This is a genomic window from Arthrobacter sp. zg-Y1110 (assembly GCF_025244865.1).
In the GTDB taxonomy this organism is placed as follows: Bacteria; Actinomycetota; Actinomycetes; order Actinomycetales; family Micrococcaceae; genus Arthrobacter_B.
This window is the reverse complement of record NZ_CP104272.1, coordinates 1,434,250-1,458,420: the sequence shown is the minus strand read 5'-3', so window position 1 is coordinate 1,458,420 and position 24,171 is coordinate 1,434,250. Positions and strand designations below refer to the sequence as shown.

General features: G+C 66.1%; 17 protein-coding genes and 1 pseudogene. 8 read left to right on the top strand and 10 right to left on the bottom strand.

The features are described from left to right. Positions 1-4: 4 nt before the first annotated feature. From cydD to N2K99_RS06670, 3 genes are all read right to left on the bottom strand, one after another. Positions 5-3,475, bottom strand: coding sequence for a thiol reductant ABC exporter subunit CydD (gene cydD, locus N2K99_RS06680; protein WP_227933281.1), 3,471 nt, complete (start codon positions 3,473-3,475; stop codon positions 5-7). Beyond that, positions 3,472-4,488, bottom strand: a complete 1,017-nt coding sequence (cydB, locus tag N2K99_RS06675; protein ID WP_227933280.1) for a cytochrome d ubiquinol oxidase subunit II — start codon at positions 4,486-4,488, stop codon at positions 3,472-3,474. The genes cydD and cydB overlap by 4 nt, the downstream gene beginning before the upstream one ends. 93 nt (positions 4,489-4,581) lie before the next feature. Further along, positions 4,582-6,183 carry a cytochrome ubiquinol oxidase subunit I gene (locus N2K99_RS06670; RefSeq protein WP_227922478.1) on the bottom strand — a complete coding sequence of 534 codons (1,602 nt, stop codon included), beginning with the start codon at positions 6,181-6,183 and terminating at the stop codon, positions 4,582-4,584. Positions 6,184-6,366: 183 nt separating this feature from the next. Between N2K99_RS06670 and N2K99_RS06665 the strand changes: the two genes are divergently transcribed. Together N2K99_RS06665 and N2K99_RS06660 are read left to right on the top strand one after the other, a co-directional pair. Continuing rightward, complete coding sequence (locus N2K99_RS06665; RefSeq protein WP_227922479.1) at positions 6,367-6,732, top strand: BlaI/MecI/CopY family transcriptional regulator; 366 nt, start codon at positions 6,367-6,369, stop codon at positions 6,730-6,732. A 15-nt stretch (positions 6,733-6,747) separates the two neighbouring features. Continuing rightward, positions 6,748-7,740, top strand: a complete 993-nt coding sequence (locus tag N2K99_RS06660; RefSeq protein ID WP_227922481.1) for a M56 family metallopeptidase — start codon at positions 6,748-6,750, stop codon at positions 7,738-7,740. 101 nt (positions 7,741-7,841) lie between these two features. On the opposite strand, the gene N2K99_RS06655 is transcribed toward N2K99_RS06660, so the two are convergent. After that, positions 7,842-9,953 carry a type IIA DNA topoisomerase subunit B gene (locus tag N2K99_RS06655; RefSeq protein WP_227922482.1) on the bottom strand — a complete coding sequence of 704 codons (2,112 nt, stop codon included), beginning with the start codon at positions 9,951-9,953 and terminating at the stop codon, positions 7,842-7,844. Positions 9,954-10,192: 239 nt separating this feature from the next. Between N2K99_RS06655 and N2K99_RS06650 the strand changes: the two genes are divergently transcribed. Beyond that, complete coding sequence (locus N2K99_RS06650) at positions 10,193-10,414, top strand: hypothetical protein (RefSeq protein ID WP_146362357.1); 222 nt, start codon at positions 10,193-10,195, stop codon at positions 10,412-10,414. 215 nt (positions 10,415-10,629) lie between these two features. Here the strand turns inward: N2K99_RS06650 and N2K99_RS06645 are convergent, their stop codons facing one another. The 6 genes and pseudogenes from N2K99_RS06645 to N2K99_RS06620 all read right to left on the bottom strand — a co-directional run. Then, positions 10,630-11,916, bottom strand: a complete 1,287-nt coding sequence (locus N2K99_RS06645) for an RNA polymerase sigma factor (RefSeq protein WP_227922484.1) — start codon at positions 11,914-11,916, stop codon at positions 10,630-10,632. Positions 11,917-12,246: 330 nt separating this feature from the next. After that, positions 12,247-13,581, bottom strand: coding sequence for a DUF4192 family protein (locus N2K99_RS06640; protein WP_227922488.1), 1,335 nt, complete (start codon positions 13,579-13,581; stop codon positions 12,247-12,249). A 155-nt stretch (positions 13,582-13,736) separates the two neighbouring features. Then, positions 13,737-14,492 carry an ABC transporter permease gene (locus N2K99_RS06635; protein ID WP_227922492.1) on the bottom strand — a complete coding sequence of 252 codons (756 nt, stop codon included), beginning with the start codon at positions 14,490-14,492 and terminating at the stop codon, positions 13,737-13,739. Positions 14,493-14,507: 15 nt separating this feature from the next. Beyond that, positions 14,508-15,266, bottom strand: a complete 759-nt coding sequence (locus tag N2K99_RS06630; RefSeq protein ID WP_227922494.1) for an ABC transporter ATP-binding protein — start codon at positions 15,264-15,266, stop codon at positions 14,508-14,510. 57 nt (positions 15,267-15,323) lie between these two features. Further along, positions 15,324-16,661, bottom strand: coding sequence for a nitrate/nitrite transporter (locus N2K99_RS06625; protein WP_227922495.1), 1,338 nt, complete (start codon positions 16,659-16,661; stop codon positions 15,324-15,326). A gap of 210 nt (positions 16,662-16,871) precedes the next feature. Further along, positions 16,872-17,765: pseudogene (locus tag N2K99_RS06620) on the bottom strand (proteasome assembly chaperone family protein); the annotation flags it as partial. Between the two features lie 261 nt (positions 17,766-18,026). Between N2K99_RS06620 and N2K99_RS06615 the strand changes: the two are divergent. The 5 genes from N2K99_RS06615 (at position 18,027) to N2K99_RS06595 (ending at position 24,025) form a co-directional block, all read left to right on the top strand. After that, positions 18,027-19,556 (top strand): leucyl aminopeptidase, encoded by a 1,530-nt coding sequence (locus N2K99_RS06615; RefSeq protein ID WP_227922497.1) that lies wholly within the window; start codon positions 18,027-18,029, stop codon positions 19,554-19,556. 189 nt (positions 19,557-19,745) lie between these two features. Beyond that, positions 19,746-21,128 (top strand): dihydrolipoyl dehydrogenase, encoded by a 1,383-nt coding sequence (gene lpdA / locus N2K99_RS06610; protein WP_227933279.1) that lies wholly within the window; start codon positions 19,746-19,748, stop codon positions 21,126-21,128. A gap of 120 nt (positions 21,129-21,248) precedes the next feature. Next, positions 21,249-23,003, top strand: coding sequence for a 2-oxoglutarate dehydrogenase, E2 component, dihydrolipoamide succinyltransferase (gene sucB / locus N2K99_RS06605; RefSeq protein WP_227933278.1), 1,755 nt, complete (start codon positions 21,249-21,251; stop codon positions 23,001-23,003). A gap of 164 nt (positions 23,004-23,167) precedes the next feature. Then, positions 23,168-23,515 (top strand): hypothetical protein, encoded by a 348-nt coding sequence (locus N2K99_RS06600; protein ID WP_227922504.1) that lies wholly within the window; start codon positions 23,168-23,170, stop codon positions 23,513-23,515. A gap of 81 nt (positions 23,516-23,596) precedes the next feature. Beyond that, complete coding sequence (locus tag N2K99_RS06595) at positions 23,597-24,025, top strand: OsmC family protein (RefSeq protein ID WP_227922506.1); 429 nt, start codon at positions 23,597-23,599, stop codon at positions 24,023-24,025. Positions 24,026-24,171: the final 146 nt, after the last annotated feature.

Here is a 24,171-nt window from a genome sequence, read left to right as displayed (position 1 = left end):
CACCCTAGGACAACAGCACCGCTCCCAGTGAGACCTCCCGCCCGCACCAGGCAGCATCGGCCGGATTATGGGTCACCACCACAACGGCTTTGCCCTGCAGGCCGGATTTCAGGTCGGCCATCAGCTGCGCCCCCGCCTCCGCGTCCAGGTGGGCCGTGGGCTCGTCCAGGAGCACGACGTCGGCCGCCGCGAGGAGCGCACGGGCCACGGCAAGCCGCTGGCGCTGGCCGCCGGAGAGGAAATGCCCGCCGGCGCCGATGGCTGTATCCAGGCCGTCGGGCAGGGTGTCGAACAGCGGCCCCAGGCCAACAGCGCGAAGGGAGCCGATCATTTCGGCTTCCGTCGGGGCAAGGGCGCGGTCACGGGCCAGCAGCAGGTTCCCGCGGAGGGTCGAGTCGAACAGGTGCGCCTCCTGCGGGCACCACGCCATCCGCCGGGCTGCCTGCGGGACCGACTGCGCAGGAACGCCGTTGATCAGATAGGTACCGCTTCGGGGCGGCAGGAAGCCGAGCAGCACACCGAGCAGGGTGGATTTGCCGCTGCCGGAGGGACCGGTGACGGCTACCCACTCCCCTGCGGAGACCCTGAGGTCCACGCCGGTCAGCACATCTGCGGCAGCGCCGGGATAGCGGTACCTGATGTTATCCAGTTCCAGTACGTGGACCTTGCCAAAGCTCTTCCGGGCAGCGGTTTCCCCTGCGGTGTCATCGGGCGCGACGTCTTCCGTGCCCAGATCCGGCAGCACCTTGTCCCCCAGGGTGCGCCACGCGGAGAACTGCTGGATGGAGCCGTTGACTGCGACAAAAGGCTCAATCAGCGCCAGCTGCACCAGGACCACCACCGCGGCCACGGTGGCCGGCCCGTCCTGCGAAGCGCTGATCATGTAAAGCGCTGCAAGGGAGCAGGCGAGGGCGGTGACGGCATTGGCCAGGCCCTGGGCCCAGGCGCTGCGCCGGACCGCCCGAGCCGCGGCTGCTTCGAACTGCTCCTGGCGGGCCAGGACCGGGGCCGAGCTTGAGTTGGCTTCCAGATCGGGGGCAGCCGTGAGCAGGCGTGCCATGGAGGACATGGACCGGGCCTGGAGGTTCACAGTGGCTGCGCGGGCAGCGGAATCGGCGAACAGGGCAAGCAGCGGAGCGATGACCATCCCCACCACGGTCAGCGCCAGCTGCACTGCCAGGCCTTCCGGGACCAGCAGCCAGGTCACTACACAGGCGCCGACGGCGGTCAGCAGGCCGGTCAGGGGTGCGAAGACCACCCGGGGCGCGATGTCCCGCAGCTCGTCCACGTCACCCACTAGGCGTTCAAGGGCACCCGAACCCCGCGCCACGCGGCGCCAGCCTTCGGGGCGCTGCAGCAGCCCGTTCCAGAGCCGGACCCGCAGCGTGTTGGTGGCACGGAAGACGGCGTCGTGCAGGGAGAGCCGCTCCAGGTACCGCAGCAATGCCCGGCCGATGCCGAAGAACCGCACGCCGACAATCGCCATAAGCAGGTACAGGATCGGCGGCTGCTCCGCGGCACGCACGATCAGCCAGGCGGACAGGGCCGTCAGCGCGACGGCGAACATGGTGGCCCCCGTGCCGAGCACCAGGGCCAGGACAAACTGCTTGCTCCACGGCTTCAGCACCAGGAGGTTCTTCCACAGCGGCTCATGGCCCGAGGTCGGCTCCGCGGCTGTGCCGGCTGCCTGGCTGCCGGATGCCGAGCCGCCCTCTTTCCCGGGACCGGCGTCGGCGGCAACTGCCGGACCGGAACCGGCAGGAACCTCCACCGGGGCCCTGCGGGCAGCAGCTGCCAGGGATGCCGCATGCTTGCCCTTGACGCGTTCCCGGGGCAGGCTTGCACCCGCCGCCGCTTCAACCGGAATCACGGTGTCGGCGATGGCTGCGGTGGCGGCGTCGTGGGCTACCAGCAGCACGGTGGTCCGTCCCCTCAGGGCGGACAGGGCTGCACGGACAGCCGAGGCACTGCGGAAATCGAGGTGTGCGGTAGGTTCATCCGCCAGCAGGATCCGGACGCCGGGATTCGCTTCGATGCGGGCCAGTGCCCGTGCCACGGCCACCCGGCGCTGCTCACCCGGGCTCAGGTCCGCGGTGGCGGAATCGAGCAGGTGCCCGGCGTCAATGCGGTCGAGTGCCCGGCGGGCGGCCGTGCGGCCCGCACTGTCCGGGCCTTCGGCACTGCCGGACCCGGTCACCGGAAAACCCGCGTAGAGGGCGATCTCCTCGGCAACGGTGTCCTCGACCAGGACGGGATGCTGGGGTATCCACGCCTGCGTTTCGCGGCTGATGCCCTGCACGCTGCCGTCCAGCCGGGTGTCGCCGCCGTTCCGCCGGAGCCCGGCCAGGACTTCCAGCACGGAGGTTTTTCCTGCCCCGCTGGAACCGGTCAGGGCGGCAATGGCACCTGCGGGGACCGTGAAACTGAGGTTCTCCACGGCAGGATGCGGCCGGCCTTCGTAGGCGATGGTCAAATCCCGGACCACGAGCGCCGACCCGGCGGTTTCCTCAGCGGCGGCTGAAGCGTCCGCCAGCGGCACGGCCGCCGGAGCGTCCAGCACCGCGTTGGTCCGGTTCAGTGCTTCGAGGCCGTCCTCGCTGGCGTGGTGGGCGGTACCCAGGTCACGCAGCGGCTGGTAGCACTCCGGTGCAAGGATCAGGGCCAGCAGCCCCAATTCCAGCGGCATGCCGCCGTGCACCAGCCGGACACCGATGAATACCGCCACCAGGGCCACCGAGATAGTGGCAATGAGTTCCAATGCCAGCGAGGACATAAACGCCACCCGCAGGGTTGCCAGCGTTGTGGTGCGGTAACGGTCGGCGACGTCGCGCAGTGCCCGGGTCTGCGCACGGGCGCGGCCGAGGCCCACCAGCACGGGCAGGCCCTTGGCCAGCTCCAGCATGTTGTCCGAGAGCCGGTTCAGCGCGTCCACCGCGGCGGCGGTCTTGTCCTCGGTGTGCAGGCCGATCAGGATCATGAAGACCGGGATGAGGGGTACGGTCAGCACGATCGTGACGGCGCTGATCCAGTCCGCGGCGAGGATGCGGGCACCCACCAGCAGGGGGACGACGGCGCAGGTCACCAGTGCGGGCAGGTACTTGGAGTAGTAGTTGTCCAGTCCGTCCAACCCGCGGGTAAGCAGGACGCTCAGCGCACCGCTGCCCATCCCCGGGACGGTGCCGCCGTCGGCCAGTACCCGTACGGACAGCTGCCGGCGCAGTTCGTCCTTCACCCCTGCGGCCGCACGCTGGGCCACGGTGTCCTGGCCCCATACAGCCACGGACCGCAGCACGGCGCCGGCGGTGCCGAGCAGGAACACGCGGTTCCACTCCGGACCGCCGGCGGCCAGGCCGGCGATGCCGATGGCTACGGCGTCGGCCAGCAGTACCAGCCCCGCAGCCTTGATGGCTGCCAGCAGCCCGAGGAGGTACAGCGCACGGCGGCTGGTGGCGCTGACCGGAAGGACCGGCTTCACTGCGGTTTGAAGCTGTGGGGGGCGGGGATGGCCTCGGTGGTGACCCGCTTACGGAACACCCAGTAGGTCCAGCCCTGGTACAGCACCACTACCGGCAGGCCGAACAGGGCCACCCAGCTCATGACCTTCAGGGCGTAGGGGGACGCGGAAGCGTTTTCCGCCGTCAGGTTCCAGGCTGCATCCAGCGTGGAGGGCAGCACCACGGGGTACATGGAGGCGAAGATGGTCGCCGCTCCGGCCACCAGGAAGATCCCAAGGCTGATGAAGCTCAAACCGTCACGGCCCCGGCGGGCGTAGATCCAGGCCAGGAGGGCTCCCACCACCGCGATCACCAACAGGGGAAGCGTGGCGGCCTTGCCGTTCATGAACTGCACGATGATGGCCCATGCCGCCAAGGGCAGGATGCCCACGGGCAGCCAGCGGGTCACGATGCGCTTGGCGCGGTCACGGATCTGTCCGTCGGTCTTGAGCATCAGGAAAACGCAGGCGTGAATCAGGCAGAAGGCCACCACGGCCACTCCGCCCAGCACCGCGTACGGAGTCAGCCAGGCAAACGCCCCGCCCACGCGGTCGCCGTTCTCATTCAGCGGCAGGCCTGTGGTGGTCAGTCCGAGCGCGGCACCGACGCCGAAGGCAGCCGCGAAGGAGCCCAGGGCCATGCCCCAGTCCCAGCGGTTGCGCCAGCTGTCGCTGTCATGCTTGCCGCGGTACTCGATGGACACGGCCCGGAAGATGAGCCCCAGCAGCACAATGACCAAGGGGATGTACAGGGCGGAGAACAACGAGGCGTACCACAGCGGGAAAGCCGCGAAAGTCATTGCACCGACCGTGATCAGCCAGACTTCGTTGCCGTCCCACACCGGGCCGATGGTGTTCAGCAGTACCCGGCGGTCCTTCTCGTCGCGGGCCATCAGCTTCATAAGCATGCCCACCCCGAGGTCGAAGCCCTCCAGGAAAAGGTACCCGACCCATAGGAAGGCAATCACGATAAACCAGAACAGCGGTAGCGACATTACTTTCAGAGCTCCAGAAGTGCCGGTGTCCGGCAGATTGCAGGGTGGAGGACCCGGAGGGCGGCCGTGTGCACGGCCTCCCCCCGGGGCGCCTTAGTAGGCAAAGTCGAGGACATCATGCTTCTTCTTTCCGGGGCTGCCGTCGGGATCGCCGCCGGCGGAGTCCAGGCCGCCCGTGCCGCCGTCGTCGCCGTGCAGCAGGTCAGGCATCGCTGCCGGAACGCCGCCGCGGACGAACTTGAACAGCAGCCGCACCTCCACGATCAGCAGGGCCAGGTACACGACGGTGAAGGTGATGACGGAGAACAGCAGTTCCGCCATGCTCACACCCGGCGAGACGGCTGCGGCGGTGAACATGAAGACGCCGTCGGTACCGGTGGGGTTCGGAGCCACCACAAACGGCTGGCGGCCCATTTCGGTGAAGATCCAGCCTGCGGAGTTGGCGCCGAACGGTGCCAGGATGCCGAAGACGGCCAGGCGCATCAGCCATTTGGACTCGGGGACGGTGCCCTTGCGGACCGCCCACAGGGCGTAGGCGGCGGCGACGGCGGCAACACTGCCGAAGCCGATCATGATGCGGAAGCCCCAGTAGGTGACGGCGAAGTTCGGCGTGTAGTCGATTTCCATGCCGGAGTTGGTGCCGTACATTTCGTTGTCCGGCAGGTTCGTGCCGTAGGCGTCGCGGTACTCCTCCAGCAGGGTGTTTACCCCCCGGATTTCGGTGTCGAAGTCGCCGTTGGCGAGGAAGGACAGCATGCCCGGGATTTCGACCAGGGTGTCCACGTCTTCACAGTTCTCCGCGCCGGGGTCACCGATGGACAGGACGGAGAAGCCGGTGCCGTCATGGCACGCCGCTTCCGCGGCCGCCATCTTCATGGGCTGCTGCTCAAACATGAGCTTGCCCTGCAGGTCACCGCTGACGGCGACGCCGGCGAAGGAGATCATGGCAACGACGGCGCCGATGCGCAGGGAGCGCAGCCACACGGCGTGGTCGGTCTTGTCGCGGCCGATTGCGGCGTTTTCGCCAACCACCACGTAGCCCCGGTCATCCACGGTGTCGATGCCGTCGCGGCGCCGCTTCCAGAGGTGGTACCAGGCGATGCCGAGTAGGAACCCGCCGGCAACGGCGAAGGCACCGAAGATTGTGTGCGGGAACGCGACGAGGAGGGTGTTGTTGGTCAGGACGGCCCAGATGTCGTTCATGACCGGGCGGCCGTCCACCATTTCCACGCCCACGGGGTGCTGCATCCAGGAGTTAGCGGCGAGGATGAAGTAGGCCGAGAGCATGGAGGCGAGCGTGGTGATCCACAGGCACGCCAGATGGATCTTCGGGGGCAACCTCTTCCAGCCGAAGATCCACAATCCCAGGAACACTGATTCGGTGAAGAACGCCAACAGTGATTCCAGTGCCAGCGGGGCGCCGAAGACGTCGCCGACGAAGCGGCTGTACTCGCTCCAGGCCATCCCGAACTGGAACTCCTGAACCAGGCCGGTGGCCAGGCCCAGGATGAAGTTAATGAGGAACAGCTTTCCCCAGAACTTCGTCATTCGCAGGTATTGTTCTTTGCCGGTGCGCACCCAGGCTGTCTGCATGGCTGCCACCACAATCCCCAGCCCAATGGTCAGCGGGACCATGAGGAAGTGGTAGACGGTCGTGATGCCGAACTGCCACCGGGCGATATCCAGTGCTTCCACGCTTGTAGTCCTTCAGTTGAGCAGTTTCTTCTACGCGTTGTAGAATTCCTAACTTCTACACAGCGTAGAACAAGTCGGCCAAGATTTCTACGTGATGTAGAACAAACGGGCGGAACGGGGTACATTAGTAAGTCTGGACCCGATACAGGGGTCCGCCGGGGTCTCGATCGAAAAAGGATGCACATGGCAACGCTCGGTGAGTTGGAACGCGCAATGATGGATCTGCTGTGGGAATCAAACGAAGCAGCCACCGCCAATGAACTCCGCGAGAAACTGGCGCAGCGTGAGGCTTCCGCTGACGGCAAGGGCCTCGCTGTCACCACCGTGCTGACCGTGCTGTCACGGCTGGAAAAGAAATCGCTGGTCCAGCGTGAACGCGACATCCGCCCCCACCGCTACCGTGCCGTGACCAGCCGGGCCGAACACACGGCCGAACTCATGCATGAAGCCCTCGGTACCGCCAATGACCGCGAAGCCGTGCTGGCCCGGTTCGTCGGTTCCGTCTCCGACACCGAGGCCGAAATGCTGCGCAGGCTGCTCGGCGCCTAGGCACCGGCACCTGCGGTGTTCTGGGCCTCCTATGCATTGGCGGCGCTGGCGATCGTGCTGGCGTGGCCCGTTCCGATTCTTCTCTCGCGGGCAGCCTGGCCGGCCCGCTCCCCCTTCACCGCAATGGTTCTGTGGCAGGCGATAGCCCTTGCGGGCGGCCTGTCCATGATCGGAGCCATGCTTACCTGGGGCCTGGAGCCGCTCGGGGACAATCTCCTGGCCGGACTCCACGGCTTGTGGCGCATCCTTCTGCAGGGCGCTCCGGCCAGCACCCTCGGACTGGTCCACGTTTTCGCACTCAGCGCCGCAATGTTGCTGAGTGCCCACCTGGTATTCACCCTGCTGCTGACGTACTACCGGATCCTCCGCGGCCGGCATCGGCACCGGGACATGCTCAACCTGCTCAGTTCCCCTTCCGCTGACACGCCTGCCACCCTGGTCATCCAGCATCCAACCCCGGTGGCCTACTGCCTGCCCGGCGGTGCACGGTCCGTCACGGTCCTCTCTGACGGACTGTTGAACATGCTCTCCGAGGATGAGCTTTCCGCGGTGCTCACCCATGAACGCGCCCATCTGGCCCAGCACCACCACCTGCTGCTGTGGGCCTTCGCGGCCTGGCGTGCGGCCCTGCCTTGGCTGCCGACATCAATGCTGGCCCAGCACTCGGTCAATGAGCTGATCGAGATGCTCGCCGATGACGAGGCGCTGCGGAAGGTGGACCGGATGACACTCGTCCGCGCCGTGGCAATTGTCGGGTCCGGGTCCCCCGCCGCACCCGGGGCACCGACGCCTCCGGCCGATCCGCAGGGCCGCCTGCGCGGGACGTCCCCGCTCGCTCTGGGTGCACCCGAGGGGTCAGAGCCGCTGGGTATTGCCGGCAGGCTCAGCCGGTTGCTCACACCGCAGCCACCCCTGCCCCGCTGGCAGCAGTGGAGCGTGCTGTGCCTCTCGGCCCTGCTGCTGGCAGTACCGACCACCCTGCTGATCGCCCCGGGGCTGCTGGATTAGGCCCGGGCCGCGCCTTCCGTGAGGTGCGGCCCCGGGCCGCGCCTTCCGTGAGGTGCGGCCCCGGGCCGACCGGGGGCTGGTCCCCGGGTCTCGGGTCCGGGCTAGGCGTCGATCCGGTCCCGGTCCAGCATGGCCGCCCCGGCGATGATGAAGTCCTTGCGCGGCGCCACGTCGCTGCCCATCAGCAGCTCGAATGCCTGCTCGGCCGCAGCTGCTTCGGAAATCCGGACCCTCCGCAGGGTGCGGTGCCGGGGGTCCATGGTGGTTTCGGCCAGCTGGCCTGCATCCATCTCACCCAGGCCCTTGTAGCGCTGGATCGGTTCCTTGTAGCGCTTGCCTTCCTTTTCCAGACGGGCAAGGACCTGGTGCAGTTCCTTTTCGCTGTAGGTGTAGACCATCTCATTGCTCTTGGAGCCGGCATTGATGACCTCCACGCGGTGCAGCGGCGGAACGGCTGCATAGACGCGTCCTGCATCCACCAGCGGGCGCATGTAGCGGAAGAACAGCGTGAGCAGCAGGGTCCGGATGTGCGCGCCGTCGACGTCTGCATCGGTCATGAAAATAACCTTGCCGTACCGGGCGGCGTCGAGCTGGAAGCTGCGGCCGGAGCCGGCCCCCACCACCTGGATCAGCGCGGCACACTCGGCATTGGACAGCATGTCCGCCACGGACGCCTTCTGCACGTTCAGGATTTTGCCGCGGATGGGCAGAAGCGCCTGGTAGTCCGAGGACCGGGCAAGTTTGGCCGTGCCCAGGGCGCTGTCGCCTTCCACGATGAACAGTTCAGAGCGTTCCTGGTCATCGATCCGGCAGTCAGCCAGCTTGGCCGGCATGGTGGAGGTTTCCAGCGCGTTCTTCCGGCGCTGGGTCTCCTTGTGCACGCGGGCGGAGATCCGGGACTTCATCTCCGCCACCACCTTTTCCAGCAGCTGCGAAGACTGCGCCTTGTCGGCACGCGCCGTGGAGTTCAACCGGGCGGTGATTTCCTTCTCCACCACCTTGCTCACGATGGCCCTGACGGCGGAGGTGCCGAGGATTTCCTTGGTCTGGCCCTCGAACTGCGGTTCGGCGAGGCGGACCGTCAGCACCGCGGTGAGCCCGGCGAAAACGTCGTCCTTTTCGATCTTGTCGTTGCCGGCCTTGAGTTTGCGGGCGTTGGCTTCGATGACCTTGCGGAAGGTCTTCAGCAGGCCCTGCTCGAAGCCGGTCTGGTGCGTTCCGCCCTTGGGCGTGGCAATGATGTTTACGAACGAGCGGATATTTGTTTCGTAGCCGATCCCCCAGCGCAGGGCGATATCCACCTCCGCCTCGCGTTCAATCTCGGTGATCCGGCTATGTCCGCTTTCATCGAGTACGGGCACGGATTCCTTGAACTTGCCGGAGCCGTGCAGGCGCCAGATATCGGTGACGGCGGCGTCGGCGGCCAGATAGTCGACGAACTCGGCGATCCCGCCGTCGTGGTGGAAGACTTCCTCCACGGGGCCGTTCTCGCCCGGGGTTCCGGGCAGGCGCCGTTCATCGCGCAGCGTGATGCGCAGCCCGGGGACCAGGAAGGAAGTCTGGCGGGCGCGGGCCTGCAGTTCGGTGTAGGAGAACTTGGCGTCCGGCGTGAAGATCTGCCGGTCCGCCCAGTACCGGATGCGCGTGCCCGTGACGCCGCGCTTGGCCTTGCCCACTACCTCAAGGCGCGAGCTGTCCAGGAACGGAGAGAACTTGGCCTCGGGGCCGGGCTTTTTGCCGGTGTCGTCGAAGTGCCCGGGCTCGCCGCGGCGGAAGGCCATCTGGTAGGTCTTGCCCGCCCGGTCAACCTGCACGTCGAGTCGGGAGGAGAGGGCGTTAACCACGCTGGCACCGACGCCGTGCAGGCCGCCGGAGGCAGCGTAGGACCCGCCGCCGAACTTGCCGCCGGCGTGGAGCTTGGTGAAGACGACTTCGACGCCGGAGAGCCCGGTTTTCGGTTCAATATCCACCGGGATGCCGCGGCCGTCGTCGTGGATCTCCACGGAACCGTCCGGGTGCAGGATGATCTTGATGCTCTGCCCAAAGCCGGCCAGGGCTTCATCGACGGAGTTGTCGATGATTTCCCAGAGACAGTGCATCAGTCCGCGGGAGTCGGTGGACCCGATGTACATGCCGGGACGCTTGCGGACGGCTTCCAATCCTTCCAGGACGGACAGGTGCCGGGCAGTGTAATCAGAACTAGGGGGCGCCACGTGCGTTGAAACTCCTTGGTGTCGGCTGTTTCGCCGGTAGGGATAGCCGGGAACAATCAGGAACTCCTACAAGGTTAATCCCCGGCGGTGACACTTCCGCCCAACGACTCAGTTGCGTGAGTTTGCCCACGGCGACCACGCCGGAACGGTACGCGTAGAGCGAAAGGCGGGCCAACCTGCAAGGGACGGGGTGCCAAAGGTGGTTATATGAAGTATCAACACCCTTGAGGAGGCAACTCATGACAGCAGCAGTAGCAACCCGTGAGCTGAACAGCCTGGACCGCTGCGACCGTTGCGGCGCACAGGCATACGTACGTGCCGTACTGGAATCCTCCGGTGGGGAACTGCTTTTCTGCGGGCACCACGCCCGTGCGGTGGAGGCGAACCTCCGTCCGCTCACCTCGGAATGGCAGGATGAGACCTCGCGCCTGAACGAGAAGGCACCGGTCTCTGCAGAGTAAACACGCAGTCGGCTGAATGGCCAGCGAAGCCACGGAGTAATGTCCGCGTCGACGCGGCGTACCAAGCTTGAAGAAGTCCCCTTCCGTGTCGGAAGGGGACTTCTTTTTGTCCAACTGCACCTGGGTCCGCCGGGCCCGCACACAACAGCACCCCGTCCGCAGACGCGGGCCGGGGTGCTGTTGGTGAAGCGGGTTGCCGGCGAACCGGCAGGTGCCTAATCCAGGTAGTCCCGCAGGACCTGCGAACGCGACGGGTGGCGCAGCTTGGACATGGTCTTGGATTCGATCTGGCGGATCCGTTCACGGGTCACGCCGTAAACCTTGCCGATCTCGTCCAGGGTCTTCGGCTGGCCGTCGGTGAGGCCGAAACGCATGGCGACAACGCCGGCTTCGCGTTCGGACAGCGTGTCCAGCACCGAATGCAGCTGCTCCTGCAGCAGCGTGAAGCTGACCGCATCGGCGGGGACAACGGCTTCGGAATCCTCAATGAGGTCGCCGAACTCGGAGTCGCCGTCTTCACCCAGCGGGGTGTGCAGCGAGATCGGCTCACGGCCGTACTTCTGCACCTCCACGACCTTTTCAGGGGTCATGTCCAGTTCCAGCGCCAGCTCTTCGGGAGCGGGCTCGCGACCCAGGTCCTGAAGCATCTGGCGCTGCACACGGGCCAGCTTGTTGATGACTTCCACCATGTGCACCGGGATGCGGATGGTGCGGGCCTGGTCTGCCATGGCGCGGGTGATGGCCTGGCGGATCCACCACGTGGCGTACGTGGAGAACTTGAAGCCCTTGGTGTAGTCGAACTTCTCTACGGCGCGGATGAGGCCAAGGTTGCCTTCCTGGATCAGGTCCAGGAAGAGCATGCCGCGGCCGGTGTAACGCTTGGCCAGCGACACCACGAGGCGCAGGTTGGCTTCGAGCAGGTGGTTCTTGGCGCGCTTTCCGTCATGGGACACCCACTGAAGCTCACGCTTGAGCTTGGGGTCCATGTCGGGATCCGCTGCCATCTTCTCTTCGGCGTACAGGCCGGCTTCGATCCGCAGTGCGAGGTCGACTTCCTGCTCAGCGTTCAGCAGGGCGACCTTACCGATCTGCTTCAGGTAGTCCTTGACGGGGTCGGCCGTGGCGCCGGCGGAGACGACCTGCTGGGCAGGCGCGTCGTCATCGTCGGCATCCGAGTACACGAAACCGGATCCGGTGGGTGCTGCTGCAGTGTCTGCACCTTCAACGGCGTCTGCGTCCGGCTCAACGTCGGCAGAGTCAACCTCTTCATCAACCTCGGCTTTGGCAGCCTTGGCGGTCTTCGCAGCGGTCTTTCGTCCTGCTGCAGTGGTGCCGGCCTTCGCCGGAGCCTTCCGGGCAGCCGGCTTGCGGGCCGTCTTGGCAGCGGTCTTTTCGCCGGAAGCAGCCTCCTTGTCGGCCACCGCTGACGGGGCCTCAGTTGCGGCAGTGCGCTTATTTGCAGTGTCAGTCTCTTCGACTGCAGTTGTCTTTCTCGGCGACACAGAAAACCTTTCATACGGCGGGTTGTGGCACCGCCATTGGGGGCAACACCACTATGACCCTGTCAAGTCCGTGATTCTATCCAAGTGTTCGGTTTGGCTTGCTCTGAATAGAACACGCCGTGCCGGTGTATTGTTCCGCTGGCCACAAGGACTGGCAGTTCAAAGGACACTTGATACACGAACCCGACCGGGTCTCGGTTCCCATTGTCGCACGTTTTCCGTCCCGCCACAGCACCGGCGCACCTCGTCGGCACACTCCGCGGGCCGTGTTCCGCCGCGTGGCTTTTCCCCGCCGGTTCTCTTTCAGCACCGGTTCATCCGGGTCTCGGGCTAGCCGTCCGGCGTGCCCGGCCATGACCCGTCCCGGGAGCCGGTCCAGTCCGGCAGGATTCCCGTACCCAGCAGTTCACGCAGCAGCAAGGCAAGACGGTATCCGGGGCATTCGTCGAGCGCATGCTGCAGATGGACGTGGGCACGAGAGCCGCGCCCCCTGGCCCACTCCATCCAGGCAAGCAGCGAAAGCAGCGCCGCTTTGGCGTCTTCGTCCGCCGCGGGCACGAGGTCCGAGAAAACGGCGTACGCCCGGTCCAGCAGGCTCCAATCCGGGGCGCCCCCTCTGCCCACCAGGATGCTGCGGAAATCCGCGGCGGCCGTGGACTGCCTTCGAGGGCGCGGCAGCAGGGGTATGACGCCGGATGCTGCCACGCCGTGGTCTACGGAACCGGGAAGGACAACAGGATGCACCTGCCGGCGGACCAGGCCGTTGGCCTCTGCTCCGTAAACAGCGGCGGCTTGGCCCGCAGCAGTCAGGACCAGCAGGGCATCGCGGATACCGCGGTCGCAGAGGCTGGCCAGGAGAAACCCGGCACATTCAGGATCGAGGTGCAGCCGGTTCCGGGAACCGGGGAACGGCTCGACCGTGTCTTCGGCATACGGCGCAGCACCGGTGTCGAGGCCGCCGCCTGCAAAACACTTGCCCCACAACTCCAAGGTGCGGTGGAACTGGTCCCGTTCGCACCAATGTGCACCCACCTGTTCCCCAAAGCGTGCCTGGCTGTCCGCTACCTCACCCCTGTTGGGCCACTGCATCGGGAAAGACTCCCCCACCGCCCTTTCCAGCGATGAGGCAAAGGCACTTCCCCGGTACACCAGTTCCGTGTTCAGCATGCTGTCCGCAATCTGCGACCTGGGCGCGCCCGGCCATGGGCAGCAGTCAGGCCGGGTGCAGAAATAGTCCCGCCAGGTGTCCGGACCGACCAGCCAGCCATCCTGCAGCGGGATGCCGGCCGCGGCCAGGTCCTTCCCGAGGCGGCGGACCAGCGGCCGGTACGGCGGATGCGCCGGGTCCTTCCAGGGCCGGTCCGTATACAGCGCCAGCAGTACCCCGTCAGCCTCGGTGTCGGACGCCAGGAACCGGCAGGCCGTGGCCGCATAGGCGGCATTCGCTCCGGCTTTGGCTCCCGGCCCCTGCCGCGGTCCTTTGCCCGGCACCGGAGGCAGGTCCAGCCGCAGCGTCGCGCCGAGCCGGCCACCGCATAATGCCATCAGCACCAGGGACTCGCGCGGCTCGAAGCCCAACGTGTGTGGAATCAGGCTGAGGATGTCTGCCGGAGCGTTGATGCGGTAGGGGTTGCGCGGGGTGCCGTCGGCCGGTTCTGTGCTCATGGCCCAAGGTTCCCCGGGAATCCGCGGTCGCTGCAGAGCCGGCCCGGGGCCTGTGCATCCGGTGCCGTGCGAGCCGCCGCTCCGGCAGCGGTGGAGGAAGAGTGGCCAGGTGCGACACAGGCCGGCAGGCATGCAGCCCGGCAGTCACGGAGAGGTCATTGCCAGCGGAAAACCTTCGCGGCCAACGCCGCGCATGAAACGGTCCAGACAAGCATCACAAGGAAGGGGGCAACCGTCACGGTCCCTCCGTACCAGGCGGCGGTCAGTGCCTGGGTCATGGCACCGAGCGGGGTGAAAGACGCGACCTGCCGGACGCCTTCCGGCATCAGGGGCCCGGGCGTCCACAATCCGGCAGTGAACATGCACCCCATAAACACCAGGAATCCGATGCCGTAGGCGTTCTGGGCGGTGCCGGCGACGGCGGCAATGAGTGATCCCACGGCCATCATGGCAGCGACGCCGAAGACCACCACGAGGACAACCAGTCCGGGACTGCTCGGCATCCGGCTGTCAAAGACAACCCTGGCGAGCAGGACGGTGACGGTCACCGCAACGGCGAGCGCTGCGCCGCTGACGATCCATTGGGCAAACAGGATGCGGTGCGCGCCGACGGGCGTCACCCCCAGCCGGCGCAGCACGCCCGTCTCCCGGTAGCCGCTGATCGCGGACGGGTAATTGGTCACCGCCACACTGGCCAGTGCCACCGCTATGGACAGCGGCACGAGCAGGTCAATGGGACGCAGGGCCGCATAGACGGGATCCGTGCCTCCCAGCGGGACCCGTGTGTTTGGAATGACGAAGCCCTGGAGCAGCAGGATGGCCGAGGGCAGCACCAATGCCATGAAAATGCTCACCGGATTGCGCAGATACAGTGTCGCTTCAGTGCGCGTCAGGGCTCCCAGCGCCCGCATGCTCCACCGTTCCCTTCACTCGGCTGCCGTCTGCTCAATGAAGGCCAGGTACGCATCCTCGAGAGCACCGGGCTCGGCGGCATTCCTGCCGGAAACGGCGAGCAGTTCCGCCGGCGTGCCCACGAACCGGGTCCGGCCGGCGTCGATAATCGCCAAGCGGTCACAGAGGCGCTCGACGTCGTCAAGGTAGTGGGTGACGAGGACAACCGTGATGCCGCCGTCCTTCACCCGTTGAATCAGCTGCCGCACATCGCGCCTGCCCTGCGGGTCCAGCCCCGTGGTCAACTCGTCGAACACGACGACGTCGGGATTGCCGATGAGCGCGAGGGCAATCGACAGGCGCTGCTGCTGCCCGCCGGAAAGCTTGCCGAAGGGGCGTTTGCGGTGTTCGTGCAGCCCTACGGTGCGCAGCAGCTCCGGCACATCGGCAGGCGCAGGATAGAAAGCGGCGAACAGCCGCAGCGCCTCCTCGACGCGCAGGGCGGGCGGCAGGGCGGCGGCCTGGAGCTGATAGCCGACACGCTCACGCACGGTTGCCCGGTCCGCTGCGGGATCCACGCCCAGCACCGTGACGCGTCCGCCGTCGGGCCGCAGCGTACCGGCCACACACTCCACCGTGGTGGTCTTGCCGGCGCCGTTGGGACCGAGAATTCCGAAGGCTTCACCCGCGTCAATCGAAAAGGTGACGTCCTCGAGCGCCGCGACATGCCGGAAAGCCTTGGATATCCCGCTCACGCTAACCACCGTGCCGGCAGGCACCTGTGCCCTGGTCATGCGGATCATTGTGGCGGCGGGGCTACTCAGGGGTCAAGGGTGGAGGGCGCCGCACTGCTACTGCGGACCCTGACCTCCGCGTTCCCCGCGGCGGCGCTGCCGTTCGCGGGCCAGTGCTGCACGGAGCGGCGGCAGCGGGGATCCTTCATCGGCCAGCCGCGAGCGGATCTGTCCCCGGGTCCGGAGGATGCCCGCAACACCTACCGCCATCACGGCAAATTGCACGGACAAGGCAATGCGGAAGGAATCCAGGGCGTACAGGTTCCCCCCTGAAAAGCCGCTGTTGTCCAGCACATCCAGCACCACGCCGATCAGGTACATGCTGACCAGCGAGGCAATAAAGCCGCCGATGTTCACAATCCCTGTGGCAGTTCCCAGCCGGGCGCTGGGGTTGTACGTCCGGGCAAAATCGAACCCGATCATGGATCCGGGCCCGCCGACGGCAAGCAGCGCCACGAGGAGGACCAACAGCCACAGCGGCGCCGGGCCGGGATACAGCAGCACGGCGGCCCACCCGGCCGCCATGGCACCTGCGATCAGCAGCACCATAGTGGAACGGCGCAGCGGATGCCTGCCCACCCAGGACCCCATCCACGGCCCGCAGACAATCGCGACCACCACGAAGAAGGTCATGAGGCCCGATGCAACGGCGGAAGACACGCCTTCGGCACTGACGAGGTACGGGAAGCCCCACATCATCACGAACACCGTGCCGGGGAACTGCACGGTGTAGTGGGTCCACATGCCCAGGCGCGTCCCCGGCTGGGCGAACGCCTCCGCCAGTGACGTACCCGTCTGCCGCAGCGGCAGCGGGACGGGGGCCTCACCGCCGTCGGGCCGGTTCCGCACGCAGGCCAGGGTCAGGACCAGGGCCAGCAGGGACAGGGAGGCCGCGGAGACGAACGCCGTGCTCCACCCAAAGCGGTGCAGCACATAGGCGAAAGGAATGGCGCTGGCAATCTGCCCCAGCTGGCCGACGATGCCGGTGTACTGGGTCAGGACGGGGATTTTCCTGCCGGAGAACCAGGCCGGAAGCAGCCGCAGCACGGAGATGAAGGTGAGCGCGTCGCCGGCGCCTACCAGGGAGCGCCCTAGGATGCCGGCGCCGACGGAATCGGCGGTAGCCAGCTGGAACTGTCCGGCAAGCATCAGCGCCGCTCCCCCGGCGATCAGCAGCCGCGGGCCGAAGCGGTCCACCAGCACCCCTACGGGTATCTGCAGCCCCGCATAGACCAGCAGCTGCACCACCGTAAAGACGGACAGGACGGACGCCGTCGCGGAGAAGCGTTCAGTGGCTTCGATGCCGGCCACTCCGAATGAAGTCCGCTGGGTCACCGCCACCATGTAGGCAAAGACGCCTACGCCCCAGACAATCCAGGCCCGTGTTCCGTTCACCGGCACACCTGCCCCGGACAGGAGCGGGGACGCGCCGCGTCAGGCCGTGCCGGTCCGTCCGTTCCCGTCGTCACTGCCGTGGCCCTCAACCGTGCCCTCGGTGGCATTTGGTGCATTCTCCTGATCCGCGTTTTCGCTCGGTTCGCCGTTCTCGGCTTCATGCTGGTTTTCGGGCCACAGTGCCTCGGATTCTTCTTCCGCCTGCGGGCTGGCCAGGTAGGCCTCCACAGCGGCCCCGATTTCCTCGGCGTCTGCCAGCTCGTCGTTGCCCTTGACCAGCAGGGAGCGCCGCACGGTGCTTTCGGTGTACTGGTCGTAACGCTTTTCGAGGGTTGCCACCACGCCCTTAACTTCCGCAGACGCCTCGACCTGTTCGGTGATCTGGCGTTCGACGTCGCGGCCTGCCTCGCGGAGCCGGTCCGTGGGCAGCACCAGTGAGGCGGCTGCACCGAGGTACTCGAGTCCGGCGACGGCTGCGGGCGGGAACTCCGCCTCGGCCAGGTAATGCGGTACGTGCACCACGTGGCCGACGACGTCGACCCCTGCCTCGACGAGCCGGAGCTCCAGGACGTGTCCGACGGCGGCCTGGACCTGGGCGATCGGCGTCCAGGAGCTGATCCCTTCGACCAGGTCGGGGCGGTTGCCGTGCGTGGTGACGCCGATCGGGCGGGTGTGCGGGACGGGCATCGGTATCGAATGGACCCAGCAGACCAGGCTCACGTCGAAGGCCTTCACAAGATGCACCACGGCCGCCGTGAAACGTTCCCACTGCAGGTCCGGTTCGAAGCCGGTCAGGAACAGGAACGGTTCGCCCAGCCCGTCGTACATCCGGTGCAGCTCAAGCCGCGGCGGCTCGTAGTCGCTGAGGTGGTCTTCGACGAAGGAAATCTGCGGCCGGCGGTTGCGGTAGTCGATCAACTGGTCCGAGTCGAACGTAGCCACCAGGTCATGGTCCAGGGCATCAAACAACTCGTCCCGGATCTGGCTGACCACGTGGCCGGCCTCGGCGAAGCCGGTGAAACCGACCAGGAGCTTCAAGCCGGAGAGGTCCCCGGATTCCGCGACCTCCGGATTCAGATTAAACAGGGTCAACGGATCCAGCATGTCTTACCCCTCCCGGGAACTCACGTGCGCTCTCGGCACAGGAAGGTGTAGACCGGTGAATCCGGCTGCTTTAAACCGTTGCTGTGCCCTTACTCAAGGGTAAACGCCCGGACGCGTGCGTTTCATTCCGGGACCGGGACCTGCCTTTACTGCCGGCCTTGTGCAGCAGCTAAGGAGCAGCGTTGCGGCATGCGGACGTTCTTCGGACTACGATCGGTGTGGTAAACGCAGAGCAACACAGAACCGTGAGGAAGCAGCTTCGTGAACAAAGCCAGTGAACCCAGCCTGTCGGCAGTATCCAGGGACGGGCGGAAGGTTGCCGCCAGCGCACTCGTGATCGGCGTCGGCCAGACCCCCGACGGTCCCGTCCTGATTGAAAGCCCGCTTTCCCCCAAGGCGTCTGCCGCCCTGGCTGCTTCCCTGCCGCTGCTCGGCGTCACCGGTGCCGTTGACGAAGTCCACCGCCTGCCCGGCCTGCCCGAGGCCGACGCCGACATGCTGGTCCTTACCGGCCTCGGCAAGGTTTCGGCCGGCGTCGCCCTGACCGAGGAAGCCCTGCGCCGCGCCGCCGGATCAGCCGTCCGCCAGATCGCCGGCACCGCGTCCGTCGCCCTCGCACTGCCGGCCGGCACCGTGGCCGACGCCGCCGCCGTCGCCGAAGGTGCCCTGTTCGGCGCGTACAGCTTCACCGAACACCGCAGTGCCGCCACCGCGGACAAGGTTCCGGCGCCGGTTTCCGAGATCACCGTTATCACTGCAGCCGCTGACGAGAAGGGCCTCAAGCCCGCCCTCGAACGCGCCCGCATCCTCGGCCGCGCGGTCAACGCCACCCGGACCCTGGTCAACCAGCCGCCGAGCCACCTCTACCCGGAGAGCTTCGCCGCCGCCGCCAAGGACCTGGCCAAGTCGCTGCCCGTGAAGGTCACCGTGATGGACGAAAAGAAGCTGGAACGCGAAGGCTTCGGCGGCATCCTCGGGGTAGGCAAGGGATCGGCCCGTCCCCCGCGCCTGGTCAAGCTCGAATACGCGCCGCTGCGCTCGAAGGTCAAGCTGGCCCTCGTCGGCAAGGGCATCACCTTCGACTCCGGCGGACTGTCCCTCAAGCCGGCCGCCGGCATGGAGGCGATGAAGTCGGACATGGGCGGGGCCGCCGTCGTACTCAACGCCCTGCTGGCCATCGCCGAACTGGGGCTTCCCATCAAGGTGACCTCCTGGCTCTGCATTGCCGAGAACATGCCCTCGGGCACTGCGCAGCGTCCCTCCGACGTCATGACCACCTACGGCGGCCGCACCGTCGAGGTCCTGAACACGGACGCCGAGGGCCGGCTGGTCATGGCCGACGGCCTCGTGGCTGCCAGCGAGGAAGCCCCCGACGCGATCATCGACGTCGCTACGCTGACCGGTGCCCAGATGATTGCCCTGGGCCGACGCGTTTGTGCAGTCATGGGCGAAGAAGGCGTTCGGGACGCCGTCAAGGCAGCTGCGGACCGTGCCGGCGAGCTGTTCTGGCCGATGCCGATTCCGGAGGAGCTGCGGGCGAGCCTGGATTCCCAGGTGGCGGATATCGCCAACCACGGGGAGCGTTTCGGCGGCATGATGACCGCCGCCACCTTCCTGCGGGAATTCGTCGGCGAAGTCAACGGAACCAAGATCCCGTGGGCACACCTGGACATCGCGGGACCGGCTTTCAACGACAGCGCCCCCTACGGCTACACCCCGAAGGAAGGCACCGGCGTCGCCGTCCGCACCCTGGTGGCCTACGCCGAAGACGTCGTGGCGCGCGCCTCATAGCATCCAATACTGTTCCGTGAAACGGAACTGACGGTTGTGGCAGGTGTTTCTCATTACACTTCGCCCCCTACTGCCTGTGTTCAAGTGGATGCCGGTGGTAGGGGGCGATAGGGTGAGGACTGATCACAAACGCCCAATAACTCATCGGCGCGCATGGGCGCGTCAACGAATACGCGAGGGAGCGTCCAAGTGGCCGATAAGGCAGCTGCGCAAGAGTTCGACATCCTGATCCTCGGCGGAGGCAGCGGCGGCTACGCCGCGGCACTGCGCTCCGTGGAGCTGGGATTCTCCGTAGGTCTGATTGAAAAGGGGAAGCTGGGCGGGACCTGCCTTCACAACGGCTGCATCCCCACCAAGGCGCTCCTGCACTCCGCTGAAATCGCGGAGAACGCCAAGACGGCCTCGAAGTACGGCATCAACGCCACCTTCGACTCCATCGACATGACCGCAGTGAACTCCTACAAGGACAACATCATTGCGGGCAAGTTCCGCGGCCTGCAGGGCCTGATCAAGTCCAAGGGCATCACGGTCATCGAGGGTGAAGGCAAGCTCACCAGCGAAAAGACCATCGAGGTCAACGGTGAGACCTACACCGGCAAGAACATCATCCTGGCCACCGGTTCCTACTCCCGTTCACTGCCGGGCCTGGAAATCGGCGGCAAGGTCATCACCTCCGACCAGGCACTGAAGATGGACACCGTGCCCAAGAGCGCGGTCATCCTCGGCGGCGGCGTCATCGGCGTCGAATTCGCCTCTGTCTGGAACTCCTTCGGCGTGGACGTCACCATCGTCGAGGGCCTGCCCTCCCTTGTTCCCAACGAGGACGCAGCCATCATCAAGCAGCTTGAACGCGCGTACAAGAAGCGCGGCATCAAGTTCAGCACCGGCATCTTCTTCGACAACGTCCAGCAGAACGACGACGGCGTCGTCGTCACGCTGGCCGACGGCAAGACCTTCGAAGCCGACCTGCTGCTCGTTGCCGTGGGCCGCGGCCCCGTCACCGCCGACCTGGGCTACGAAGAAGCCGGACTGACCATGGACCGCGGCTTCGTCATCACCAACGACCGCCTGCACACCGGCGTCGGCAACATCTACGCCGTGGGCGACATTGTTCCCGGCCTGCAGCTGGCCCACCGCGGCTTCCAGCAGGGCATTTTCGTTGCCGAGGAAATCGCCGGCCTGAAGCCCGTTGTGGTTGACGATGTCAACATCCCCAAGGTCACCTACTGCGAGCCGGAAATCGCCTCCGTCGGCCTGACCGAAGCCAAGGCCAAGGACAAGCTGGGCGCCGAGAACGTCGAGGTCCAGGAATACAACCTGGCCGGCAACGGCAAGACCTCCATCCTCGGTTCCTCCGGCCTCATCAAGATGGTCCGCGAGAAGGACGGCCCCATCGTGGGCGTCCACATGATCGGCGGCCGTATCGGCGAGCAGATCGGTGAAGCCCAGCTGATCGTCAACTGGGAGGCGTACCCTGAGGATATTGCCAGCCTGATCCACGCGCACCCGACGCAGAACGAGGCGCTGGGCGAAGCCGCTATGGCCCTGGCCGGCAAACCCCTTCACGGTTAATACCTAAGATTCACTCCCCCGGGCCGCATCCGGTCTGCGGCTGCGGCCCGGGGGAACTCATCACCAGCACCAGCGGCACGGCTGGTCACAAAAGATCTAACAAGGAGAAACGGGGACAATATGTCTGAAACCGTGAACTTACCAGCCCTCGGGGAAAGCGTCACCGAAGGCACCGTCACCCGCTGGCTGAAGAACGTGGGCGACCGCGTCGAGGTCGACGAGCCCCTGCTCGAGGTATCCACCGACAAGGTCGACACCGAAATCCCCTCCCCCGTTGCCGGCGTCATCGAGGAAATCCTCGTAGCCGAAGACGAAACCGCCGAGGTCGGCGCAGCACTTGTGCGCATCGGCGACGGCTCCGGCTCCGGCGAACAGCTGGACGACGGCGGCAGCGCCGCCAACCAGGAAGCACCGGCCGAAGAGGCGGCTCCTGCCGCTGAAGAAGCCCCCGCGGAGAGCGGCTCCGGCGAAGGCACCGAGGTCACCCTCCCGGCCCTCGGCGAGTCCGTTACCGAAGGCACCGTCACCCGCTGGCTCAAGGCAGTTGGCGACGACGTCGAAATGGACGAGCCGCTGCTCGAGGTTTCCACCGACAAGGTCGACACCGAGATCCCCTCCCCGGTAGCCGGCAAGCTGCTGGAAATCCGGGTCAACGAAGACGACACGGCTGAGGTTGGTTCCGTACTGGCCGTCATCGGATCCGGTGCTGCTGCCCCCGCCAAGGCCGAGCCCAAGGGAGCCGAGCCCGTAGCGGCCGCTTCCAAGGACGAGCGCGAGGCGCCGGCCGTCGAGCCGGAAAAGAAGGAAGAACCCAAGGCGGAGGCCCCCAAGCAGGAAGCCCCGAAGGCTGAAGCTCCCAAGCAGGAAGCCCCGAAGGCTGAAGCTCCCGAGCAGGAAGCTTCCAGCGGTTCCAACGACGGCGGCACCTACGTGACCCCGCTGGTCCGCAAGCTGGCCAACGAACACGGCGTCGACCTTTCCAGCATCAAGGGTTCCGGCGTTGCCGGACGCATCCGCAAGCAGGATGTGCTTGAAGCCGCTGAGGCCAAGAAGGCCGCCTCGCAGCAGCCTGCCGCTTCCGCTTCCGCTCCTGCCACCTCCGCCGCCTCCGAAAAGGCAGCACCGGCGCAGATCAGCGAAGCCAGCGCGAAGCTCCGCGGCACCACGGTCAAGGCACCGCGCATCCGCCAGACCATCGCGCGCCGCATGCGCGAGTCCCTGGAGGAGTCGGCACAGCTGACCCAGGTGCACGAGGTCGACATGACCCGCATTGCAGCCCTGCGCCAGAAGGCCAAGGGCAACTTCCAGCAGCAGAACGGCGCGAAGCTCACCTTCCTGCCGTTCATTGCCAAGGCAGTTGTCGAGGGCCTGAAGCAGCACCCGGTCCTCAACGCCTCGTACAACAACGAGACGCAGGAAATCACGTACCACGACGCCGAGCACCTCGCGATTGCCGTGGACACCGAGAAGGGCCTGCTGGTTCCGGTCATCAACGACGCCGGTGACCTGAACATCACCGGTCTCGCGAAGAAGATTGCCGACGTCGGCAGCCGTACGCGCAACAACAAGATCGGCCCCGACGAGCTCTCCGGCGGCACGTTCACCATCACGAACATCGGCAGCGTCGGAGCCCTCTTCGACACGCCGATCATCAACCAGCCGCAGGTCGGCATCCTGGGCACCGGTGCGATCGTCAAGCGTCCCATGGTCGTCACCGACGCCGAGGGCAATGACAACATTGCCATCCGTTCGATGATGTACCTCTCCCTGACGTACGACCACCGCCTGGTGGACGGCGCCGATGCAGGCCGCTTCCTGCAGACGCTGAAGGCACGCCTGGAAGAAGGCAACTTCGAGGCAGACCTGGGACTCTAGTTCCGGTTCCGCTTTGGCAGGGCGCTCTCCCGTTACCGGGAGGGCGCCCTGCGCCGTTTCTCCGGGGAACCGTCCCGTCGGCACTTCTCTACATGTTGTAGAAAAGTTACCCGCCTCCCGTGCTTTCCCCTGGGTTCCCGACTTCCAGTCGGTAAACTGGCCGTATGGACTTCCTTCACAGCTTCCTTGTTTTCCTGCACATCCTCGGTGCAGCCATCATTGTCGGCATCTGGTTTGCCCGGATCAAGAATCCGACCGTGCTGCCCGGCCAGTTCCACGCAGCACTGCTGCAGCTGGTCACCGGCCTGGCATTGGTGGCGCTGAATGAGATGGGCGACGGCGATGTCAACCACCTGAAGGTGGGCATCAAGCTGCTGATCACCCTGGTGATTGCCGTGCTGGCCTTCATCGGACAGCGCCGCTACAAGAAGGACGAGCCGGTCTCCTCCGGACTCGCAAACGGCGTGGGCATCCTCGCGGTCATCAACATTGCCGTAGCCACTATGTGGTAGTCCGCACAACAGCGGAAATAGGATGGGATGGTGCGCCGGCTTGTTGCCGGCCCCGTCCCATCACTGTTTAAGGAGACCCCCATGGCTACAGTCCGTTCAGCCCATACCGTTTGGAACGGCGACCTCTTCAACGGCAAGGGAGATGTCACCCTCGATTCCTCCGGACTCGGCACCTACGACGTCACGTGGAAGGCCCGCGCCGAAGAGGCCAACGGCAAGACCAGCCCTGAGGAACTTATTGCCGCGGCCCACTCGGCCTGCTTCTCCATGGCCTTCAGCAACGCGCTTGCCGAGGCAGGCAAGACGGCGGAGCGGATCTCCACATCCGCTGACGTGACCTTCGTTCCGGGTACGGGCATCACCGGCAGCCACCTTGTGGTCACCGCCGTGGTACCCGGACTGACGGCAGAGCAGTTTGACGACATTGCCGAGTCGGCGAAGACCGGCTGCCCGGTCTCGCAGGCCCTGGCCGGCATCGAGATCACCATGGACGCCACGCTGGAGTCCTAGGAGCCGGCTACCAGCAGCGCAGAGGGCCCCTGTTCCGGACGGAACAGGGGCCCTCTGCGCTGCTGGACGTGCGGGTCCCCTTTTCCCGGATACGGGCGTAGATGGACTGGAACGGGTGGTCGTGGCTGGTACGTGCGCGTACGGTT